Source organism: Haladaptatus ordinarius, assembly GCF_054177595.1.
The window spans coordinates 61,197-81,005 of the sequence record NZ_JBPEHH010000001.1; the positions used below are offsets into that span (position 1 = coordinate 61,197).

Below are 19,809 nucleotides of genomic sequence, written 5' to 3' on the forward strand. Positions count from 1 at the left end.
AAAGCGAAAGCGACGTAGTATGCAACGCGCCGACTCGCTCGCACCGCTTTCCGCCGCGACGCTCTGGGGCGGGATGTACGTCGTGAGCAAGTGGGGGTTCGCTTCGATTCCACCCGTGACGCTGGCCTTTCTGCGGGTCGTCCTCGGCGGGACTACGCTCTTTCTCGTCGTTCGACTGACGCGCCCGGTGCGCTCGTTCTCCCGTGCCGAGTGGCGACGGTTCGGCGTCCTCGGCGGGTGGGTCGCGCTCACGCTCGTCACGCAGTTCGTCGGTACCGACCTGACGAACGCCAGTCAGGCGTCGCTGTTGACGGTGCTCACGCCCGTCTTCACGTTCCTGTTGGGTATCGGCGTCCTCGGTGAATCGCTCTCGGGGCGAAACGTCGGCGGGATGGCGCTGGCCGTCGCCGGGACGCTGGTCGTCCTCGCCGGACAGTACGACCTCGGCGCAATCGGTCGCGGGAATCTGGTCGGCGTTCTCGCGCTGTTCGCCGCGAGTTTCGGCTGGGCGGGCTATACGGTCTGGGGCAAGCCCCTCGTCCGAACGTACTCGGCGCTCGAAACCGCGACCTACTCAACGCTCGCGTCGATTCCACTCGTCGGCGTTCTCGTCCCGTTCGAACTCGCCGCTACGTCCCCGGTCGCCGACGCGTCGGTCACTCCCGCAGTCGTCGGTGCAGTCTTGTACCTCGGCGTCCTCAGCACCGCAGCGGCGTGGTTCCTCTGGTATCGCGGGTTGGAGACGTTGGACGCTGGCGTCGTCGCCGTCTTCTTTTTCGCCCAACCGGTCGTCGGCGTCGTGCTCGGCGCGCTCTTCCTCTCCGAGTCGCTCGGCCCGACGTTCCTCGTGGGCGGGGTCGTGATGGGTGTCGGCGTCTGGCTCGTCAGTACGGCGGATAACTGAACGAGGTTCCTCGAGAGGCCGATTTCGGCGTGGCTCGGGGTCAGTCGGACAGCGGGGCTTCGTCTCCCCGGACGCTGTCTACGAGAACGTCGCCGTCCGGGCGTTTTGCGATCCAGAACAGTTTGTAGGCGTCCGTCTCGCGCACGAACTCGATGTCTGGCGCGTCGTTCAACGAGTAGCGTCGGAGCGTCCACTGGAACACCGATTCCCGCGCTTTCTTCCGCGACTGTTCGTTCGACAACTCCACCGGGAGCACCAGCACGTCCTCGGTGGCCCGCGTCTCGACGTCGGGGAACGTGTCCGCCCGAACCGCGAGACGGCGAGAGCGGTCGACGCTCGCGACGAACCGGTCGGTGCGGTCGCTGAGAAACGGGCGAGACATCGTCACCGCGACCTCGTACACACGGTAGGGGTACGCAACCGCACCGACCCGCCCCGTTCCGCTCTCCGCGCGCGAAATCGCGGGCGAGATGACCGCCAGTTCCGCGCGTTCGCGTCTCTCACCGACGAGTTTACTCGTCATTCCAGTAGCCGGATTCCTCGACGTGAGCGCGGATGTTGTCGGCCTCGGTCACGGCTTTGGGAGACACGTCCTCTCCGCCGTCGGTCACGTAACTCGGCGTTCCACTTCCGGGTTCGCTGGTCACCGCCGACAGCGGCTTGTCGAACACGTCGAAGTGTTCGTCCACGCCCGACGGAGGACGGGTCACGAGCGAGACGGAGACGAGCGTGACCACCGACAGGACGAACGCCGGGAACAGCCCGTAAACGCCGACGAGGTTGTAGAAGAACGGGGACGTCTGCTCGGACGGCATCATCCCCAGCGTGTCGAGGATGGTGCCGAGTTGCGTCCAGACGACCATCGTCGTCGCGCCGACGATCATGCTGGCGACGGAACCTTTCGCCGTCACCCGTTTCCACCACAGTGCTGCGATGAGCGTCGGCCCGATAGCCGCCCCCAGACCGCCCCACGCGTAATCGAGGACGAGCGTGTAGATGGGCGTCCCTTTCGCACCGTAGGCAAAGAGGATGCTCGCACCGCCGAGGACGAGGGTGACGACCCGCGAGTAGAGGACGAGTTGTGATTCCGTCGCCTGCTTGTTGAAAAAGCCGTGGTACACGTCCTCTACCACCGCGCTCGTGGCGACAAGCAGTTGCGAGTCGGCACTCGACATCATCGCCGCCAGCGCCGCCGCGAGGACGACGCCGGCGATGGGGCCGGGCAGGAGGCTGAGCGTCAGTCGCGGCATGGCGTTGTCCGCCTGTGCGAGCTCTCCCTGCCCGAAGGCGAGGATGGCGTACAGCCCGACGAGCGCCGCGCCGACGTACGCGACGAACATGAACAGTTGTGCGACCATCGCGGCGAGGCGAACGTTCTTCACCCGGTCGATGCCCATGAACCGCACCATGATATGTGGGTTGCCGGGGACGCCGAGTCCGATGGCGGCGTAGCTGATGATGCCGAAGACCGCCGCCCACCCGGTCGCACCGGCGGTGATGCTGGTCAGCGACCCGCCGCCAACGTTCGCCAGGTCGTTGAACGGCAACCCGTAGTTCGTGAACGCGATGATGGGGAGGACGATGAACGCGGCGAGGATGATGGCTCCCTGGAAGTAATCGGACCACGCGACGGCGAAGTAGCCGCCGAGGAGCGTGTAACCGACGACGATGACGCCGCCGACGACGATGCCGACGATGGGTTCGACGCCCGTGAGCACCTGCAAGAGCGTCCCGGCGGCGACTATCTGTGCGCCGACGTAGCCGCCCTCGAACAGCATCAACACGACGGCGGAGGTGCCTTTGACCATCCCCGTATCGTCCTGAAGTCGGGTCTCGAAGAACGTCGGCAAGGTCACCGATTTCACGATTTCGGTGTACTTCCGCAGGCGCTTTGCCAGTCCCGCCCACGCGATCAGGTCCGCGGGAATCATCCCGAGCCCGTTCAAGAAGGCCATGATTCCCGTCCCGTAGGCGTTCGCCGGTACGCCGAGGGTGAGCCACCCGCTCATCTCGGACGCTCGTTCCGAGAACCCGGTGACGACCGGGCCGACCTGCCGCCCGCCGATGACGTAGTCGCCCACCGAGTCCATCAATCTCGAGGCCCAGAGCCCGATACCGATGAGGACGACGAGGTACGCACCGAACGTGACCAACACCCAGATGCCCGCCTCGCCCGCGATCCCCTCAGGCATAGCTGTCCTCCTCGTACTCGTCGCGGAGACGCTTCTCGCGCCGTCCTTCGAGGACGTAGTACGCTATCAACATCACGAAGAACACGACGTAAGGGACGACCAGTCCGGCCCAGTCGAGTGTGCTCATGCCAGGCATACGAGTTAGAGAATAGCAAACAGAAATAAACGTTGCGGGAATTTACAACATTTCGACACATGTTCGTAGAGAAGCGAGCCCCGACGCGAAAGTGACGCCCCTCTTCGGTCCTCCGCGGAGCCAAATCGCCACCGTCCCACGGCGAGCATCGTTCGTTCGACAGTGTTAGCGGGCCATCCGTTGCGATGGGCGTCGTCGACACACCCCGTGTTCGAAGTGGCTCCGAAATCCTATCGCCGTTCGAGTGGCGGTTCCGCCGACCGTTCGAGCCGGACGATTTCGGGTTCGAACGTCTCACCCGTGAAGCGCCACGACCCCACGAAGGGGTACGAACCGTTCAGGGAAACGATGACGTAGGAGTAGCCGTCCCACGTCGCGTCGGCCACGTCGGTTTCGCTCGGCGTGTCCGGCCCGGACGGATGTGAGTGGTAGAATCCGACGACGTCCCGTCCGCTCGCTTCGATTTCCTCCATGAGCGCGAGTTGCTCTTCGGGGTCGAGTTCGTAGGTCGTCTCCGGGGATTCCGCGACGTTCTCCGTGCGATAGACGTCGTCGACCCGACCGGTGACGCGTGGGGAGTCGGTGCCGTCGTCTCGGCTTCCGGCGAGGATACCACAGACCTCGGCGGGACGACCTCGACGCGCGTGGCTGACGAGCGTGTCGTACACCTCACGAGAGAGGACGAGCATGGCAGTGGATTTATCGCGGGACGGTATAAGCGAGGAGGCCAATCGAAACCCACTTGCGGGGGAAGCGGCAATCGACTGACGCGCGAGGGTTGCCAAGCCAGGCCAACGGCGGCGGGCTTAAGACCCGCTCGTGTAGACGTCCATGGGTTCGAATCCCATCCCTCGCATGCGCCGACGAACGCTCCGCTGAGTTTGTTCGTGTATCCAACGATCGTCTCATTCTTACGAGGCCGTACCTTTAATCAGGAGTTAGGAATTAGATAACGTAATGGACGTAAACTCTCACATTCGATATCAAAATCAATTTTTCGTCTGTGATTCATCGTTCCAACCGTCGCCTCCCGCGGAATTTTTACGTGTCGAATTCACGCCGGACCTCGATATCCACTACTCCGACTCTCTCCCGTTTCAGCGGGCTTCAGACGACGAAAACGAGCTCGCACTCGTCGGTGACGCGGTGGTTCCGAACGGACCGCCGCTTCAAAACTGGTTAGAAGCCACCGTTTCGGAGCCGCTGGAAGGCGTTCTCCGCGAGGCGCAGGCGCTCACCGGACGCTACGCGCTCGTCTACTCGAACGACGATTCGGCGACCGTCGTTCCGGACCCGCTCACTCACAAATCACTGTACTATCATACGGAGCACGAACTGGTCACCTCCTCGCTCAAACTGTTGTTCGATTCCGTCGACATCGAGCAGACCGAAAATCCACGCGTCGTCGAGTTCATGAACACGGGGCGGTTCGAGAACAACGAGAGCGCCTTCATCGGCGATAAGACCCTCTATCAGAACCTAAAGTGCGTTCTTCCAAACCACGTTCTGGACGTCGACGAGATGCGCACCACGCGGAGGCCGCTCTTCCCCCCGGACGTCCAGCGACCTCCAGCGCAGTACATCACAGACCGTATCTCGGCCGTGATGGAATCGTTCAACGAGAGATACAATCTCTTCACACCGATTACCGCGGGACGGGATTCCCGCACCATACTGGCGTGTTCGAAAGACATCGTCGACGACGTCACGTGGTACACGTTCTCTAACTGGTCTGTGGGCGAGCATCCGGACGTGAGAATCCCGAAACAGATAGCGGAAGAGAGCACTGTCTAGATAAGAAAACCCAGCGACAGCGGTACGATTGACGAGGTTTTACGCACTGTTCGAAAGCGACTGATTCTTGAGAGTGAGAGTGGCTGCACCGTGAGAAGACGGAATTCAATTACTTTACCGGAAATCTAGTCATAATGAGACGAAGTGATTCGTTAGCCACTCATGGTAGAGACGTTGAAACGCCACTATACACCAGAACCGCTTAACTAGACAGTGCCCGGAAGAGCAGGGTTTCAACTACTCGATACATCATCTGCGTTCCCTGGACGACGACTTTCGAGCGGCACTCAACGAAGACCTCTGTTGGCTGCGGGAGTTGCCGAAGACGAAACAGGTGCAGTTCTTTTACGAAAATTGCGACGTGAACGAAGACCTCTTCGTGACCGGGAACGAGCCCGTCTACAAGTCACACTTTCAGAGTCCAGATGCGGGTGAGAGCGTGCTACAACACGCGTGTGACGTGCTCCAGTATCCCGACGACGACTTCGTCGAAAGCGAAATCGAAGCGTGGTTGCCCGGTGCGACCGAGTACGACATCCCGCTCATGGATCTTCTATACTGGGAGCAACGAATCGGTCGGTGGGGTTCGGTGACGCTTCGAGAGAAGGATTTCGCCATCCGCAGTATCTCCCCGTTCTCGAATTACGACCTGTTACTGACGGGATTGGGCGTCGACGAGCGTCGACGCTCCGCTCCAGAGTACGACCTCATAAAGAAGACCATCGAAGCGAAATGGCCTGCACTCCTGAAATACGATATCAACCCGAGCGCGAACCCGCTCAAAGCCAAGGTCGCGAGCGCCGCGCCGGGACCAATCGAACAGCTGCTCAAATCTATTCACTCGAAAGTGAACTGAGTCGAATAGCACCCCGTTCGCCTGCGCGTTCGTCTCTCGGTGTGGCGAGACGGACCGCTGACGACGGTCGTCGACGAGTTCGCCGCCCGACGGAACGAACGACGACGTACTGAAACTTCGAACCGAACATATCTAAATAGTTTCGCCGTTTCCTGATTCGTCTCCGAATCTTCCAGTTCCATGTCAGACAAATGACGATAGGGTTTTTGAACGTCGATTGCAGAGAGCTAGGAAGTATATGAACGAGGACGGTCCCCCTGACGAGCACGACGTTCATCGCGTGCAACACGACCTATCGAGCGCACAGTCGCTCAGCACGACGGTAACGGTCGCCGTCGCGGACGTGGCAGGGGTCGAACCGGCAGATATTCCCGAACAACTGTACGACGTCGTCGACCCGGAGGCGCTCGACAAACTGTTCAAGCCTCGTGACGACGGCAAACCCCGTCGGGGAGGACGCCTGTCTTTTTCGCTGTACGGCCACCACGTCACGGTTCGTGGCGACGGGACGATTACGATACAACCCGGCCTCGCACGCATCAAGCGACTCGGCGGAAATCTCCTCGTCGTCGGGTCGGTCCCTGATTCGGTAGTGGACGCCGCGAGCACGTTACTCCTCGGTGAGACGACCTGCGGTCGGACTCGTGTGTTCGCACTCCACGACCGGAGCGTTTCGACGGCCCGGAGCCGCCTGTCGATGGTGGGGTCGGTCGGCGAGGACGCACACATCATCGATTATCACACGGACGCTCGCTCGGTGAGCGCTGACGAGATGGTGCAGGTCGGTCCGACCGTAGAGCGCGTCGAAGGGGACTTAGACGACTTTCAGGCTGAAATCGTCAGCACCATCCAGCGACTCGACGCCGAACGGGGCGGGTTCGACCCGGCTGAACTTCGCTTCTGTTTCGATACCCTCCGGCCACTGGTCGAGACGCACGACGACGCGCGGACCGATGCGTTCCTCGGGCCGATTTGCGAGGCGGTCAAAGACGTCTCGGGAATGGCTCACTACATCCTCCCCATCGAACGAGACTCGCCCCACGTGCGTGCCATCGCCACGAAGTTCGACGCTGTCGTCGAACTCAAGGCGGGGGACGCAGGACCGGAACAACGCTGGCACCTTCGGGACACCGACCACACGACCAGGTGGTTCGACCTCTGATTTCACGATGAACCCGCAACCGGAGGTGAGGAACGTGAATCCGCAGTTTCGACCGGAGGACGACCTCCCCGGCCTCACGGTCGTCGACCCACTCGAACGGAGTCGGTTCACGGTCGAAACCTCCCAGTCGGTCGAACTACGCAGCTCCCCCGTCGAGGAGTTCTCCGCATCGGTCGGGGTCGTGACCAGCCTGACGACCGCCCGATTTCGCTTTCCGTTCATCTCGGGCGGGTACGTTCGAAACGCCACGGGCACGCTCGTGCTCGCAATCGACCACGAGACGTCGACGACGCTCCCGGCGTCCGAGTACTACATCGAACTGACGACGCCCGTGAAGACGTATCTCCACCTCGACTCCGCCGTCGGAATCGACACGTCGGACGATCGACTCACCCTCTCGTTCGACGGCGCGGTGCGGGTGGAAGTCGGGGCGCGTTCCCATCACACCCGTCCGGCGGGAACGGTGACGACGACGGAGGATCCGGTGGACGTGATGGCGGCCGTCTCGGCGTTCGGGTCGGCGCTGAAGACGACGAGTCCCGAACGCTCGTTCCCGACGCTCCGCGGCCATCCCCCCACCATCGAGTTCGGCGACGAGCTTCAGGTCCCCGACGAACTACGACCCCCCGAGACCGGCGTCAGAATCGAACTTCCGCCCGACTTCGAACACATCTTCCCCGCCACCCCACTCGCGTACTACCTCGGCGCGACGCTTGTGCCCGGAAATACGCCGCGTATCGTCACGAGCGGGACGACTCGTTCGCTGGATGGCCCGCGCGGTTTCGAGGGCGAAGTCGAGCGCGTGCTGAAACAGACGTTCCTCTTCGACTGCGTGACCCGAACCGAGGGGCTGTACCGAGTGGACTTACACGAGCGAACGCAACTCGAATCGAAGGTCGACCTGGATTTCCCGACGCTCTACGACGCCCCGCTCGCCGAGCGATTGCGAGCGTATCTCTCCGTTCCGTTTTCCACGGTGGCCGACGTGCTTCCGACGTGGCGACTCGCAGTTCACGTCACGAACGAACCGTCGAACGTGACACAACTGCCCTACGTGCTCCGGAACCTCCCGCTCGTTCGGACGGCGAGTAGCATCCGAGAGACCGACGAGACGGTGGCGACTGCGACCGAGATTCGGGAATTTGCGCGGGCGGTGGGGTCGGACGCGAACTCCCAGGAAGAACGCACGCTGAACGAGAACTTCGTCTCGCTGCCAGCGGTCGAGACGCTCGAACACGCTTGGCTCGGGACGGGCACACCGGTCGGCGGAAACAAACTGCTCCGGTCGGGGTTCGAAAACCGATTGGCTCGCGAACGATCGACTGCCGACATCGAAGTCACCTTCGTGTGCAACGACGAGAAGATGCAAGCGGAGTGGGATGACACGCTGTACGGCAATCGCGACGACCTCTCGTTCGACGTGACGACTCGGCAGCGCTGTACGACGGCGGAACTCCGGACGCTGTTGAGCGAGCGAACCGACTTCTTTCACTACATCGGGCACGTCGAGGACGGCGCGTTCGTCTGCCCCAATGGATTGCTCGACCCGAACGACCTCGCCAGCGTGGGCGCGAACACATTCCTTCTCAACGCGTGTCGGTCGTACACGCCTGGAAAACTGCTCGTCGACGGAGGCAGTATCGGGGGCATCGTCACGTACAGTGACGTCGGCAACGCCAGTGCCACGACGATAGGCCAGACCATCGCACGACTCCTCAGCGGCGGATTTCCGCTCCGTGCTGCGCTCTCGGTCGCTCGCAGTCACCGACTCGTCGGCAACCAGTACGTCGTCGTCGGCGACGGTAGCGTCGGAATCGCTCAGGCAGGCGGAGGAGTGTCGAAGATGTCGTTCGTCGAACCGCTCGACGACGGGGAGTATTCACTCCGGATACGGTCGTACCCGACGAACGACTACTCGGTCGGCTCGAACATCATGCCCTTCGTCGATGGGTTACAGATGTACTACCTCGCGGGCGGTGACGTGCCGTCGCTCACGGTTTCGGAGACCCAACTCCGACGCTTCTTCGAACTGGAGAATATGCCAGTCGTCTACGACGGTGACCTGTGCTGGTCCTCCGAGATAACCCTTCCCCGAGACCTCTCGTAACGCCCTTCCGTGGCGGCGACCTATCGCCGCCAATGACGCGAACCTCGCAGGTCGAACGGTCGTTCGACTCGCACGCCGGATTCGAACGAGACGGTCCCGACACCTTCGTCGCGACGACGACGCCGTTCGAAGGGACTGCCCGACTGAACGACGATACCGTCTCCGTGACGGTTCGGACGCCGATGCTGTCGGCCGTCGTGGAGGGTGAGACGGTCGCCGACGTCGTCGAAACGGGGTGGTTCGAGACGCTCGAACTGCGACTGGAAGATACACACACCGTCCTCTCGACGGACGACGCGACTCCGCCGGACATCGAGCGAGACGGTGACGAGGTGGTGCTCTCGCTGACGTTTTCTGGCTATCCGGAGAAAGCGGCCGACGACGCGATGGCTGTCGTCGATTTCGTCGAAGGAACGTGGGTACAGGGCGTCATTCCGGGATACGAGTACGGAGGGCCAGCGACAGGATTGCTGTCGTCGGCGCGTCAGCAGTACGATTAGTCGGTCTGCGATGCCCACCTCGCCGCGACTGACGGCGCGTCTCGAAGAGCGGTCGTCAGTCCATCGCGATGTACGTCTGCGTATCCTCGACGCCCTGAATGCCCTGGATGCCGTCGGCGGCGATGGTCTTCACTTCGGCGGGGTTCTCGACCTGCACCTTGACGATGAGGTCGACGTCTCCCGCGACGATGTGCGCGTCCTGCACGCGGTCGATGTCGAGGATCGTACCTTTCAATCGGTCTGCCTCCCCCGTGTTCGCCTTGACCATGATGTACGCGGCGACCATCTCAGGCACCTCCTGTCTGTGCTTTCGCTCGACTTCCGTCCCCGACGAGGATTCTCCGCACGTCCTCTAACACGTCGAAGTCGGCGAGCACGGCGACTCTGTCCCCGACTTCGAGGGAATCGTCCGGAAGCGGGATTCCCATCGGTTCGTCGTGCTTGCCGAACGCGAGGATGCGCGTGTTCGCTGGCAGTTCGAGTTCGCTGATAGAGTAGCCGTCCATGGGTGATTCCTCGGTAATCGTGAGTTCCACTACTTGTAAGTTCTGGGCGATGTCGGCGATAGCGCGGATGTTCCCTCCGAGCAGGGCGTTTTTCGCACCGATCGCACCGAGTCGCTCCGGGTAGACCACCTCGTCGACGTCGCTGGCGAACTTCCGGTAGATGTCCTCGCGGTAGTCCTCGTCGATGCGGAGGACGGTTCGACAGCCGTTGTGTTTGCCGACCATACAGGCCGCGAAGTTGACGTTCAGGTCACCGGTCAATCCGCCGACCGCGTCTGCCGTCTCGAGGCCCGCTTGCTCCAGGACCTTCTCTTTCGACCCGTCCCCTTCGACCACCTCGAAGTCGTCGTTTCGTGCGCGCTTCGCTTTCTGCACGTCGCGTTCCACGAGCACCACCTCGTGGCCTTCCTCCCGGAGGACGCGGGCGGTTCGCAAGCCGACACGCCCTGCACCAATGATAACGAATCGCATGTCACACCGTACGATTGAGGGGTTGAATAACCTTTCTCCGGGGGAAGGTTTTTCTAGCATGATAGAGTATCACACACCACTATGGTGCACGCGTTTATCATGGTGAACACTGCCGCAGGGAAATCTCAGAACCTCCTCGAATCGGTGCGTGACCTGGGGAGCGTGCAGGAAGCACACATCGTCGCGGGGGATTACGACATCGTCGTCGAAGTGGACGCTGGCGAGGTGTACGACGTCCTCCAGACGGCCTCGGGGGACGTACAGGGGTTAGAGGGCGTCGTGGACACCAAGACGTACATCGCCATCGACTAGCCGGGTCGTCTCTCGACCACCGCGGAATGTCGTTCTCCGTCCGAACGTCGTCCGCTGTTCGAGCGCGCCGACGTTCAGTGTTCCAGTTCGTACACGTCGTTGGTCTCGAGGAACGAATCCAGCCACGCCTGCTGGTCTCGCAGTCGCGGCGGGACGTCGGCGTACACCCGGTCGAACACGTCGTGGGGGTCGGGGTCTTCGACCGCTTCGGCTTCTTCGACTGCCGCTTCTAACAGCTCGTTGGCGTCGTCGTGCACCTGTGCGACGAACTCGTCGTCCACGAGTCCCTGCTCGCGGAGCCACGATTCGTAGCGGTCGAGCGGGTCGGCTTTCCGCCAGTCCGGCAGGTCGCGTTCCTGGTCTTCGTACTGGCTCGGGTCGTCGCTGGTGGTGTGGGCACCCTGCCGGTAGGTCAGGCTCTCGACGAGCACCGGTTCGCCTCGCCGGGCGGCGTCGAGCGCTTCGCCGACGGTTTCGCGCACCGCGAGGGGGTCGTTGCCGTCCACCTGCACGCCGTTGAACCCGTAGGCGTCGGCTTTGACGGCCATGGACTCGCTCGCGGTCTGTTTGTGCCGGGGGAGGCTAATCGCCCAGTTGTTGTTCTCGCAGAAGAAGACGACGGGCGCGTCGAAGACTCCCGCGAAGTTCAACCCTTCGTGGAAGTCGCCCTCGCTGGTCGCCCCGTCACCGAAGTAACAGAGTGCGGCGTCGTCGTCGCCGCGATAGTTCATCGCCATGCCCGCGCCCGCCGCGTGTGGAATCTGGGTGGCGATGGGCACCGCCTGCGGGAAGTTCGGTACGTCGTGGTCGGAGTGGAACTCGGGACGGCCGCGACGGAAGAGGAGCACGTCGCTGATGGGAACGCCGCGAGCGACCTGCATCGCGTTCGAGCGATAGGTCGGAAAGAGCCAGTCGTCTTCGGCCAGCGCTAGCGCCGCACCGACCTGCGAGGCTTCCTGTCCACGATACGGCGGCCAACTGCTCATCCATCCTCTGCGCTGGAGGGCAATCGCGCGCTCGTCGAATCGCCGGGCGAGAACCATCTGCTCGAACGTCTCGCGGGCGTCCTCGGCGGAGAACGGTGTCTCGGCCAGTTCGCGCTCTCCGATGATGCGGTTCATGCCTCCGGGCAGGGAGTCCGGTTTCAAAGTCGTTCCGAAACCGGCGGCGCGGACGAGCGGTGGAGAGCGCGACGAAGCGACCGCTGTCGCAGTGGCGCGCGTCGATACGAAACGGGAAAACGAGGACGGCCTACGGAAGCGGACAGAGACTGGCCGTCAGAACGACGGTCTCGTCCGTGTCGTTTCGCGCGCCGTGAACCACGCCACGTTCGTGGAGGACGACGCCGGGGGCCGAGACGACTTCCTCGGAATCGTCCTGAATCACAGTCACGTCGCCGTCGAGGACGTGGAAGACGTTGGTGCTCTCACCGTGTTCGTGCGGGGAGAGTTCCGCGCCCGGCCCGAGAGCGAACGCCTTCACGAGCACGTCGTCGGTCACGACCAGTTCGTCGGTCTGCACTTCGTCGTCGTCCGGGTCGAGGTCGGGATAGCGATCGAGCATACCGGAACCACGGTACGTCGGGACTTAATCGGACTGGTCACGTGCGCCGGTCGTTCTTTCCGTCCCGACACACTCGAACCGACCTCACTCCGGTTGGTCTCGGTAGTCGGAGTGGTCGGTGATGAACCCGGATTTGAAGCCGATCCACGCCAGCACGCTGATGAAGAGGATGGGCGGGAGGATGGCGAATCCCCAGAGCGGGTCCATCCCCCATCCGAGAATGAGCAAGAGGTCGAACAGTCCGAGCGCGAGGAACGGGATGACCGCCAGGGCGGCGCGCTTTCTGTCCACCTCGGACGACTCGGTCGGCAGTGAACTCCCCATGGACACCCCTCGGCGTTCCACGACCAAAAACTGCCCGTTCACGCTCAAGTTCGTGGCGCTCGTAGGGTCGATATGGCGACCGAACTCGCGGACGGCCTCTGGTGGCTCAACCTCGGGAGCGTGAACTGCTATCTCGCGGACGACGGCGGCGACCTGACGCTCGTGGACGCCGGAACGCCCTTCCACCGCGGCGACATCGCACACGGCGTAAAGGACGCGGGGTACAGCGTCGACGACGTCGACCGCGTGCTCGTCACCCACTACGACTTCGACCACGTGGGCGCACTCCCCCGGCTTCCACTCGACGCACCCGTCTTCGTCGGCGAGGCGGATGCACCGCTCCTCACGGGCGAGAGAGCCCCGGGGTGGGGAAACCACAAGGGCGCACTCCAGCGCGTCACGCGACCGTTTCTCTCTCGTCCCGACGGTCCGGTCCGCTCCATCCACGATGCCGACGAAATCGGGAGTTTCACGGCCTACGCCACGCCGGGCCACTCACCCGGCCACGTCGTCTACGTCAGCGAAGCCCTGGACGTCGCCTTCCTCGGCGACCTTGTCCACGAGAACCGCGGGAAACTGGAAGCCTCGCGGTGGATCGTGAGCTACGACACCGACACTGTACGCGATAGCATCGTCACGCTCGCAGAACAGACGCCCGAGTTCGCAGTCGCGGCGATGGGTCACGGCGTCCCCTTCGTCCGCGACGGGAGCGACCGGCTGCGAGAACTCGCGGCGACGCTGTGAGCGACGCGGCGGAACACGAACTCCGGAATCCGTCGAACCCCCCGGCAGGAACTCCGTGGTCGCTGGCGACAGGGCGGTCCGTGCCGTTCTCGAACGCTTCTGAATACGCACGGATGTTTCTCGTTCGCTCCCAGGGAGGTCACTCGCTTTCCTACCGTTCCCGCCGACACCTCAATTCATAAACCCCCGTCGCCCATTGCACGAGACATGGGAACCCACGTACTCATCGTCGGCGCGTACGGAAGCGCAGGTGTCGCCGTCGCGAACCGTCTCGCGGACGAGGACGTCCGGTTGACGCTGGTCGACGACGGGGACCCCGGCGGCGGGCTGTGCATCCTCCGTGGATGTATGCCCTCCAAGGAAGTGCTGTCGGCGGCGGCCCACCGGTTTCAGGCTCGCCACGACTCCCGCCTCTCGAAGCCACCGACGGTAGACGTGGAGTCGGTCGTCGCCCGGAAGGACGAACACGTCCTCGGGTTCGCAGAACACCGCCGGGCCGCCGTCCACGACCTCGCGGAGCGGGAGAACGTCGAGTTCTACCACGACACCGCTCGGTTCGTGGACGGACACACGGTCGCCGTCGGCGACCGGGAAATCGAGGCGGATTACGTCGTCGTCGCCACGGGGTCGGTCGTGAACGTTCCCGGTCTCCCCGGAATCGGACAGGTCGACTACATGACCAGCGCGGACGTGCTCGACGCGACCGAATTTCCCGACTCGGGCGTGGTGATGGGATTCGGCTACACCGGCATCGAACTCGTCCCCTACCTCAGCGAGGCGGCGGGGATGGACATCACCGTCGTCGAACACGACGAGCGCCCGCTGGACGAGGCCGACGAACCGTTCGGTGACGAACTGCTCGACGTCTATCGCGAGGAGTTCGGCGTCGAAATCCTCACCGAAACCTTCGAGAAGCGCGTCGAAGCCACCGAGGAGGGCGTCCGCCTCCACGTCGAGCAGAACGGCGAAGCGCGGGCTATCGACGCCGACCAGCTCTTTTTGTTCACGGGACGACGACCGAATCTCGAACGACTCGGACTGGAGAACACGTCGCTCGAACCGGGGCCGGGGTGGGTCGAAGACACCATGCAGGCCCGCGACGACCCCCGGACCTTCGTCGTCGGCGACGTGAACGGGAAAGAACCCATCCTCCACGTCGCCAAAGAGCAGGGCTTTGCGGCCGCCGACAACATCCTCGCTCACGCACGCGGGGACGACCTCGAACCCTACGAGAACGTCCACCATCACGTCATCTTCTCCGGCGCGGGCGTCTACCCGTTCGCCAGAGTCGGTCTCTCCGAACGTATGGCGAACGCAGAGCGTAGAAACTACGTCGCTGTGACGCGTCACGCCAGCGACGACGGCGTGTTCAAGACGAAACACGTCCCCGAAGGGCTCGCGAAACTGGTGGTCGATGCGGACGACGGGACGGTACTCGGTTACCAGGGGCTACACTATCACGCCGACGTGATGGCCAAGACCATGCAGGTCGTCGTCGAACGGGAGATGGACGTTCGCGACGTGCCAGACCGGGCGTACCACCCGACGACACCCGAGATTTTAGATGGCTTGTTCCGGGACGCGAGCGTGGAAGTCGAGAACGAGTGACGCGGTCGGACGCGTTTCGTCACCCCGAGTCATCGATACCGGTAGCCATCGAACCGGAACTCGGATAGCGATTCTCACCTGCCCTGGGACATCGAAATCACGGACAACAGGCGTTCGACTCTCCTGTCCGGACGATATCGGACAGATTCCGACTCTCGGTCGAAATCGAGAAGCCCGGCATCGGCCAATCGCGGGAGGTGGTCGTGGTACAGGAGGACGGAAGTCGTCCGTCGCGAGGTCTCCCTTTCGGCGGTCAGGGTGTTGGATAGCTCGTCGATAGAAGTACGACTCCCTTCGCTTTCGGACAACGACAGGAGTATCCGACGCCGAACCCGATCGCTCAGCAGCTGGAAAAGTACGTCGAACGGAATGTCGTCCTCCGGCGCTGCCTGTGATGTTTCTACCAATTCGTCTCTTCGGTGTCGTCTGTATGAATCGGACATCGGTCGCTGGCAGAACGTGGAGGTGACAGTGCCATAACTCATTTTGATGACACAGAGATATCAACTGTGAAAGAATCAACTTCGTTTATATTCTCGCACAACGGTTCCGACTCTCACGTCGAAAACGAATTACTCTTCGGCTCTCAGGAACCGCTGTAACGGCTGAAAGTACTGGTTGCGAATCAGGATTTCGTCTCGGTGTTCCAATCCCATCTCCGGAAGCGCAGTCGCGATTCGGGTCAGGTCGTCGTTGGACGCTCCGACGGCTTCTATCCGAACGTTGTCTTCTCCGGCCATGAGTTCGCGCACGTTCACGATACCGGGAATTTCGAGCACTCGTCGGGCAATCTCATTTCGTTCTGCGACCGGTGCGGTACACACCATCACCACGTTCAATGGAAATCCTGCCCGTTCGTAATCCACCGTCGCTAGATAACCCGTGATGATGCCGTCAGATTCGAGCTGGTCGATTCGGTTGCTTACGGTGCTGGCCGAGACGTCGAACCGATTTGCGATTTCGGTCGTCGTCGTAGCGCGAGCATCGTTCTGGAGTGCGTACAGGATTCCCTTGTCGATGTCGTCCAGGACGTAGGATGCCATACGATACCAATGGTGGGAGTCGTCAAGACATTTTCTTCCGTTCGGAATTCGTGGTGTCACCCGGCATATTCGCGGGCGTAGCACGCCCTCCCGTCAAAATCTATCCGACGACCGGTCGTCATCGACGGTGTAGCTTTCGATTCTCGACCGGATACATCTACTGGACAAGAGTGCAGATAAGGCTAAAAGCCGGGGGGACATAGGAGGAAATATGAAGGCTAAGCGGGAGTATCGACGCCGCGCGGACATCGAAGTCCGGGTGCTCGACGCCCTCGTCGACCGGAGTGAGGAAGGGATGACGGTGTTCGAACTCCGGTCGCACGTAGCAGCCGACATCGACGACCTGGAGGACGCACTGGGGAACCTCAAGGAAGACGACCTCATCAACGCGGAGACCGAGAACGGACGAACCCGAATCAAGCCCGACGAGCGCGTCATGCCCGACCCCGACGAACACGGCGAAGAACCAACCATCGTGGACCGAATCATCGACCGACTCCCCCTGTAGACATCCGACGTTTTTACCCGCCCGCCCCATCGAATACGTGTATGAATCCGCTCGAAGCGATACACGCCGACCACGGCGCGACATTTTGTTCGGTCGGAAACCGCCGGGTTCCGCGCGATTACGGAAAGCCCGAGCGCACGCATCACGCGGTCAGAAACGGCGTCGGTCTCATCGAGATGCCCTACGGTGTCGTCGTCGTCTCCGGGGACGACCGACTCGAGTTCGTGGACAACGTCGTCTCCAACGCGATTCCGACCGAGGATGGAGACGGAACCTACGCCCTCCTTCTCGACCCGCAAGGCCGCATCGAACTGGATATGTACGTCTACTGTACGGACGATAGCCTCCTGCTCTTTACCCCTCCTGGAGAGGCGACCCCACTCGCCGAAGAGTGGCGCGAGAAAGTGTTCATCCAGGACGTAGAGATTACGATGGCGACCGACCAGTTCGCCGTCTTCGGCGTCCACGGCCCCCGCGCTACCGAGAAGGTCGCCAGCGTGTTGAACGGTGCGAGCACGCCAGACGAACACCTCTCGTTCGCTCGCGGGAAGATGTCCGACGTGGGCGTGACCGTGGTCCGAACCGACGCACCGACGGGTGAGGAAGGGTACGAAGTCGTCTGCACTACCGGCGAGATAGAAGACGAGATGGGCCGCACGCGCTCGGCCGTGGAACTCGTCTTCGACACCCTGCTCACTCGCGGGATGAACGCCGTCCCCTTCGGGAGACGGACGTGGGAGTCGCTGACCCTGGAGGCCGGAACGCCGCTGTTCGAGTTCGAACTCGACGGCGAGATTCCGAACGTCCTCGGACTGCGGAACGCCCTCGACTTCGAGAAAGGTTGTTACGTCGGGCAGGAAGTCGTCTCACGCATCGAGAATCGCGGTCAGCCGAGTCGCAGACTCGCGGGACTCCTGCCCGAAGCCGTCCCGGAGCGGGGAGCCGCCGTCTTCGACGGCGACGAGGTAGTCGGTGAAATCACTCGCGCGCTCGAGAGTCCGTCCCGAGAGGAGCCGGTCGCCATGGCACTCGTGGACTACGACGTGTCGCCGGGGACGGAACTGACGGTTCGAGTCGACGGCGAGGACGTTCCGGCGGCGTCGGTCGCGCTCCCGTTCGTGGAGGGAAGCGACTCCTCAGAACGCCTGCCCCAGTACGATTGAATCGAGCGCGAGAGGGGAGAACGGTCCGTTTTTTCTAATCGGTGGTCGAGTTCCGTCGCCTCGAGAGCCATCACCTATCATCCCCGGAACAAAACAATTTTTAACTACCCTGTGATACCACTAGGTGGTATGAACGAATTCGAAGGATTCACCGACGTCAGCGAAGCGGAAGTCACCCGAGCCATCGGAAGCGCGTGGAGCGAAGAGTTCGACGAGTTTTCGGAGAGCGAAGTCATCGTCGTCGGCGGCGGCCCGTCCGGGTTGATGGCCGCCAAGGAACTCGCGGAACGCGGGGTTCAGACGATGGTCGTGGAGAAGAACAACTACCTCGGCGGGGGGTTCTGGCTCGGCGGATTCCTGATGAACAAGGTCACGGTTCGTGACCCGGCCCAGTCCGTCCTCGACGAACTCGGCGTTCCCTACGCCGAGTCCGACGAGGCGGAAGGGCTGTACGTCGCGAACGGCCCGCACGCCTGCTCCGCCCTCATCAAATCGTCCTGTGCCGCGGGCGCGAAAATGCAGAACATGACCGAGTTCACCGACGTGGTCGTCCGCGAGGGTCACAGCGTCGGCGGTGTCGTCATGAACTGGACGCCCGTCCACGCCCTGCCGCGTGAACTCACCTGCGTCGACCCCATCGCGGTCGAGTCCGATCTCGTCATCGACGCGACGGGCCACGACGCCGTCGTCGTCTCGAAACTCCAGGAACGTGGCGTCCTCGACGCACCGGGACTCAGCCACGCGAAAGAACACAACACGGGCATGGACAAGACCGCGGACGACCAGTACGGCGCACCCGGCCACGACTCGCCCGGCCACGATTCGATGTGGGTCGCAAAGAGCGAGGACGAGGTCGTCGAACACGCCGGGAAGGTCCACGACGGACTCGTCGCTACCGGTCTCGCCACCGCGACGACCTACGGGCTGACCCGGATGGGGCCGACCTTCGGCGCGATGCTCCTCTCGGGCAAGCGTGCCGCACAGGTCGCACTCGACGAGTTAGGCGTGGGAGGAACCGTCGAGATGGCGGGACGTCCGTCGCCCGCGGACGACTGACGGCGGTTTCGGACTCGGTTTTCGAGCGTTCGAAGCCAGTTCGACTCCCTACGACACTCGCCCGCTGGCGATTCGAACGATACCCATCACGTGTTCGCTGTCCCGAACCTCGGTCGCACGCTCTCCGAGTGCGCGCCGTGCTTCCGCAATTCGCTCGTCGAGCACGCTCCACGGCGGCCGTTCGAAGTCCAGTCCCCCGCCGGGCGTGGAGGCCACGACCAGCCCACGGAAGGCCTGGTTCAGGGGCCACGAGTAGGGATGGGTGCTCTGGCCTGCATCGAGGAGAGCGAGGTGACCGCCGGGGCGAATCCAATCGGTCCAGTGGCCGACGACCGTATAGGGGTCGTCCAGCATCCCCACGACGAAAGTGGCGAGGACGGCGTCGACCTCCTCGCACGGTTCGAACGTGGTCGCGTCCGCCTGCACGAGATGGACGTTCTCCCACCCCTCGCGTTCCACGCGAGCACAGGCCTGTTCTATCATCCCGCGCGTGAAGTCCACGCCGATTACACGCCCCTCCGGGCCGACGCGCTCTCGGAGGTGCGGGACGTTCGCCCCCGTCCCACAGCCCATCTCGACGACGGTGTCGCCGGACGAAAGCGCGAGTTGCGCCACTGCCCGCTCGCGCAGTTGTGAGAGTCCGGGCGTCGCCGACGCGAGGACGTCGTACAGTCGCGCCCACCGGCCGTAGAACTGCTGGGCGGCGGTGGTTCCGCTCCGTGACATGCTCGCTCGTTGGGGACGGGCCGACAAAAGAAACCGGGTCGGCGCGGCGGGTGTTCGAACCGCGCGACGCCCGACTCGGGGAGCGTTCGGGAAACCTTTCGGCGACAGGTATTTGTCACGAGAGGGTATTCTAA

At 62.7% G+C, this 19,809-nt stretch carries 24 protein-coding genes and 1 tRNA gene; 13 read left to right on the top strand and 12 right to left on the bottom strand.

Features of this window, described 5'->3' with window-relative positions; all coding sequences use genetic code 11:
* The first annotated feature begins 19 nt into the window (after nt 1-19).
* The gene (locus tag ACR3FF_RS00375) at nt 20-904 is read left to right on the top strand and encodes a DMT family transporter (RefSeq protein ID WP_458185020.1); all 885 of its coding nucleotides are present in this window, start codon (nt 20-22) and stop codon (nt 902-904) included.
* Between the two features lie 40 nt (nt 905-944).
* On the opposite strand, the gene ACR3FF_RS00380 is transcribed toward ACR3FF_RS00375, so the two are convergent.
* The 4 genes from ACR3FF_RS00380 to ACR3FF_RS00395 form a co-directional block, all read right to left on the bottom strand.
* Complete coding sequence (locus tag ACR3FF_RS00380) at nt 945-1,427, bottom strand: hypothetical protein (protein WP_458185021.1); 483 nt, start codon at nt 1,425-1,427, stop codon at nt 945-947.
* Complete coding sequence (locus tag ACR3FF_RS00385; protein ID WP_458185023.1) at nt 1,417-3,096, bottom strand: sodium/proline symporter; 1,680 nt, start codon at nt 3,094-3,096, stop codon at nt 1,417-1,419. The genes ACR3FF_RS00380 and ACR3FF_RS00385 overlap by 11 nt, the downstream gene beginning before the upstream one ends.
* Nucleotides 3,089-3,232: a hypothetical protein gene (locus ACR3FF_RS00390; protein ID WP_458185025.1), complete on the bottom strand. Its 144-nt coding sequence runs from the start codon at nt 3,230-3,232 to the stop codon at nt 3,089-3,091. Before ACR3FF_RS00390 ends, ACR3FF_RS00385 begins: the two co-directional genes overlap by 8 nt.
* Nucleotides 3,233-3,462: 230 nt before the next feature.
* Nucleotides 3,463-3,921, bottom strand: coding sequence for a desampylase (locus ACR3FF_RS00395; protein ID WP_458185027.1), 459 nt, complete (start codon nt 3,919-3,921; stop codon nt 3,463-3,465).
* Between the two features lie 82 nt (nt 3,922-4,003).
* Between ACR3FF_RS00395 and ACR3FF_RS00400 the strand changes: the two genes are divergently transcribed.
* The 6 genes from ACR3FF_RS00400 (at nt 4,004) to ACR3FF_RS00425 (ending at nt 9,651) form a co-directional block, all read left to right on the top strand.
* A tRNA-Leu gene (locus ACR3FF_RS00400) sits at nt 4,004-4,088 on the top strand.
* A 101-nt stretch (nt 4,089-4,189) separates the two neighbouring features.
* On the top strand, nt 4,190-5,026 hold the full coding sequence (locus ACR3FF_RS00405; RefSeq protein ID WP_458185029.1) for a class II glutamine amidotransferase domain-containing protein: 837 nt from the start codon (nt 4,190-4,192) through the stop codon (nt 5,024-5,026).
* 379 nt (nt 5,027-5,405) lie between these two features.
* Nucleotides 5,406-5,882 (top strand): hypothetical protein, encoded by a 477-nt coding sequence (locus tag ACR3FF_RS00410; RefSeq protein WP_458185031.1) that lies wholly within the window; start codon nt 5,406-5,408, stop codon nt 5,880-5,882.
* Between the two features lie 238 nt (nt 5,883-6,120).
* Entirely contained in the window at nt 6,121-7,044 is a 924-nt protein-coding gene (locus tag ACR3FF_RS00415; RefSeq protein ID WP_458185033.1) for a DUF7504 family protein, read from the top strand.
* Nucleotides 7,045-7,078: 34 nt separating this feature from the next.
* Nucleotides 7,079-9,151: a hypothetical protein gene (locus tag ACR3FF_RS00420; protein ID WP_458185034.1), complete on the top strand. Its 2,073-nt coding sequence runs from the start codon at nt 7,079-7,081 to the stop codon at nt 9,149-9,151.
* A gap of 32 nt (nt 9,152-9,183) precedes the next feature.
* Nucleotides 9,184-9,651: a DUF5813 family protein gene (locus ACR3FF_RS00425; protein ID WP_458185036.1), complete on the top strand. Its 468-nt coding sequence runs from the start codon at nt 9,184-9,186 to the stop codon at nt 9,649-9,651.
* 55 nt (nt 9,652-9,706) lie between these two features.
* Here the strand turns inward: ACR3FF_RS00425 and ACR3FF_RS00430 are convergent, their stop codons facing one another.
* A complete protein-coding gene (locus ACR3FF_RS00430) occupies nt 9,707-9,937 on the bottom strand; it encodes an Lrp/AsnC family transcriptional regulator (RefSeq protein ID WP_458185038.1) in 231 nt (76 codons plus the stop codon).
* Between the two features lies 1 nt (nt 9,938).
* A complete protein-coding gene (locus ACR3FF_RS00435; protein ID WP_458185040.1) occupies nt 9,939-10,628 on the bottom strand; it encodes a potassium channel family protein in 690 nt (229 codons plus the stop codon).
* A gap of 81 nt (nt 10,629-10,709) precedes the next feature.
* On the opposite strand from ACR3FF_RS00435, the gene ACR3FF_RS00440 reads away from it, so the two are divergent.
* Entirely contained in the window at nt 10,710-10,940 is a 231-nt protein-coding gene (locus tag ACR3FF_RS00440) for an Lrp/AsnC ligand binding domain-containing protein (RefSeq protein WP_458185041.1), read from the top strand.
* A 74-nt stretch (nt 10,941-11,014) separates the two neighbouring features.
* On the opposite strand, the gene ACR3FF_RS00445 is transcribed toward ACR3FF_RS00440, so the two are convergent.
* From ACR3FF_RS00445 to ACR3FF_RS00455, 3 genes are all read right to left on the bottom strand, one after another.
* Nucleotides 11,015-12,061 carry a thiamine pyrophosphate-dependent enzyme gene (locus ACR3FF_RS00445; protein WP_458185043.1) on the bottom strand — a complete coding sequence of 349 codons (1,047 nt, stop codon included), beginning with the start codon at nt 12,059-12,061 and terminating at the stop codon, nt 11,015-11,017.
* 130 nt (nt 12,062-12,191) lie between these two features.
* Nucleotides 12,192-12,503 (bottom strand): cupin domain-containing protein, encoded by a 312-nt coding sequence (locus tag ACR3FF_RS00450; RefSeq protein ID WP_458185045.1) that lies wholly within the window; start codon nt 12,501-12,503, stop codon nt 12,192-12,194.
* An 84-nt stretch (nt 12,504-12,587) separates the two neighbouring features.
* Nucleotides 12,588-12,827, bottom strand: coding sequence for a DUF8142 family protein (locus ACR3FF_RS00455; RefSeq protein WP_458185046.1), 240 nt, complete (start codon nt 12,825-12,827; stop codon nt 12,588-12,590).
* Between the two features lie 72 nt (nt 12,828-12,899).
* Between ACR3FF_RS00455 and ACR3FF_RS00460 the strand changes: the two genes are divergently transcribed.
* Both ACR3FF_RS00460 and ACR3FF_RS00465 read left to right on the top strand, forming a co-directional pair.
* Complete coding sequence (locus ACR3FF_RS00460; protein ID WP_458185048.1) at nt 12,900-13,571, top strand: MBL fold metallo-hydrolase; 672 nt, start codon at nt 12,900-12,902, stop codon at nt 13,569-13,571.
* A 207-nt stretch (nt 13,572-13,778) separates the two neighbouring features.
* Entirely contained in the window at nt 13,779-15,179 is a 1,401-nt protein-coding gene (locus tag ACR3FF_RS00465; protein WP_458185050.1) for a dihydrolipoyl dehydrogenase family protein, read from the top strand.
* A gap of 74 nt (nt 15,180-15,253) precedes the next feature.
* On the opposite strand, the gene ACR3FF_RS00470 is transcribed toward ACR3FF_RS00465, so the two are convergent.
* Both ACR3FF_RS00470 and ACR3FF_RS00475 read right to left on the bottom strand, forming a co-directional pair.
* Nucleotides 15,254-15,664, bottom strand: coding sequence for a DUF7344 domain-containing protein (locus ACR3FF_RS00470; RefSeq protein ID WP_458185052.1), 411 nt, complete (start codon nt 15,662-15,664; stop codon nt 15,254-15,256).
* A gap of 87 nt (nt 15,665-15,751) precedes the next feature.
* Entirely contained in the window at nt 15,752-16,222 is a 471-nt protein-coding gene (locus ACR3FF_RS00475) for an Lrp/AsnC family transcriptional regulator (protein ID WP_458185054.1), read from the bottom strand.
* Between the two features lie 211 nt (nt 16,223-16,433).
* On the opposite strand from ACR3FF_RS00475, the gene ACR3FF_RS00480 reads away from it, so the two are divergent.
* The 3 genes from ACR3FF_RS00480 (at nt 16,434) to ACR3FF_RS00490 (ending at nt 18,949) form a co-directional block, all read left to right on the top strand.
* A complete protein-coding gene (locus ACR3FF_RS00480) occupies nt 16,434-16,730 on the top strand; it encodes a DUF6432 family protein (RefSeq protein ID WP_458185056.1) in 297 nt (98 codons plus the stop codon).
* A 41-nt stretch (nt 16,731-16,771) separates the two neighbouring features.
* Nucleotides 16,772-17,893, top strand: a complete 1,122-nt coding sequence (gene ygfZ, locus ACR3FF_RS00485; protein WP_458185058.1) for a CAF17-like 4Fe-4S cluster assembly/insertion protein YgfZ — start codon at nt 16,772-16,774, stop codon at nt 17,891-17,893.
* Nucleotides 17,894-18,022: 129 nt separating this feature from the next.
* A complete protein-coding gene (locus ACR3FF_RS00490; protein ID WP_458185060.1) occupies nt 18,023-18,949 on the top strand; it encodes a sulfide-dependent adenosine diphosphate thiazole synthase in 927 nt (308 codons plus the stop codon).
* Between the two features lie 48 nt (nt 18,950-18,997).
* On the opposite strand, the gene ACR3FF_RS00495 is transcribed toward ACR3FF_RS00490, so the two are convergent.
* Complete coding sequence (locus tag ACR3FF_RS00495) at nt 18,998-19,675, bottom strand: class I SAM-dependent methyltransferase (RefSeq protein ID WP_458185062.1); 678 nt, start codon at nt 19,673-19,675, stop codon at nt 18,998-19,000.
* Nucleotides 19,676-19,809 lie beyond the last annotated feature (134 nt).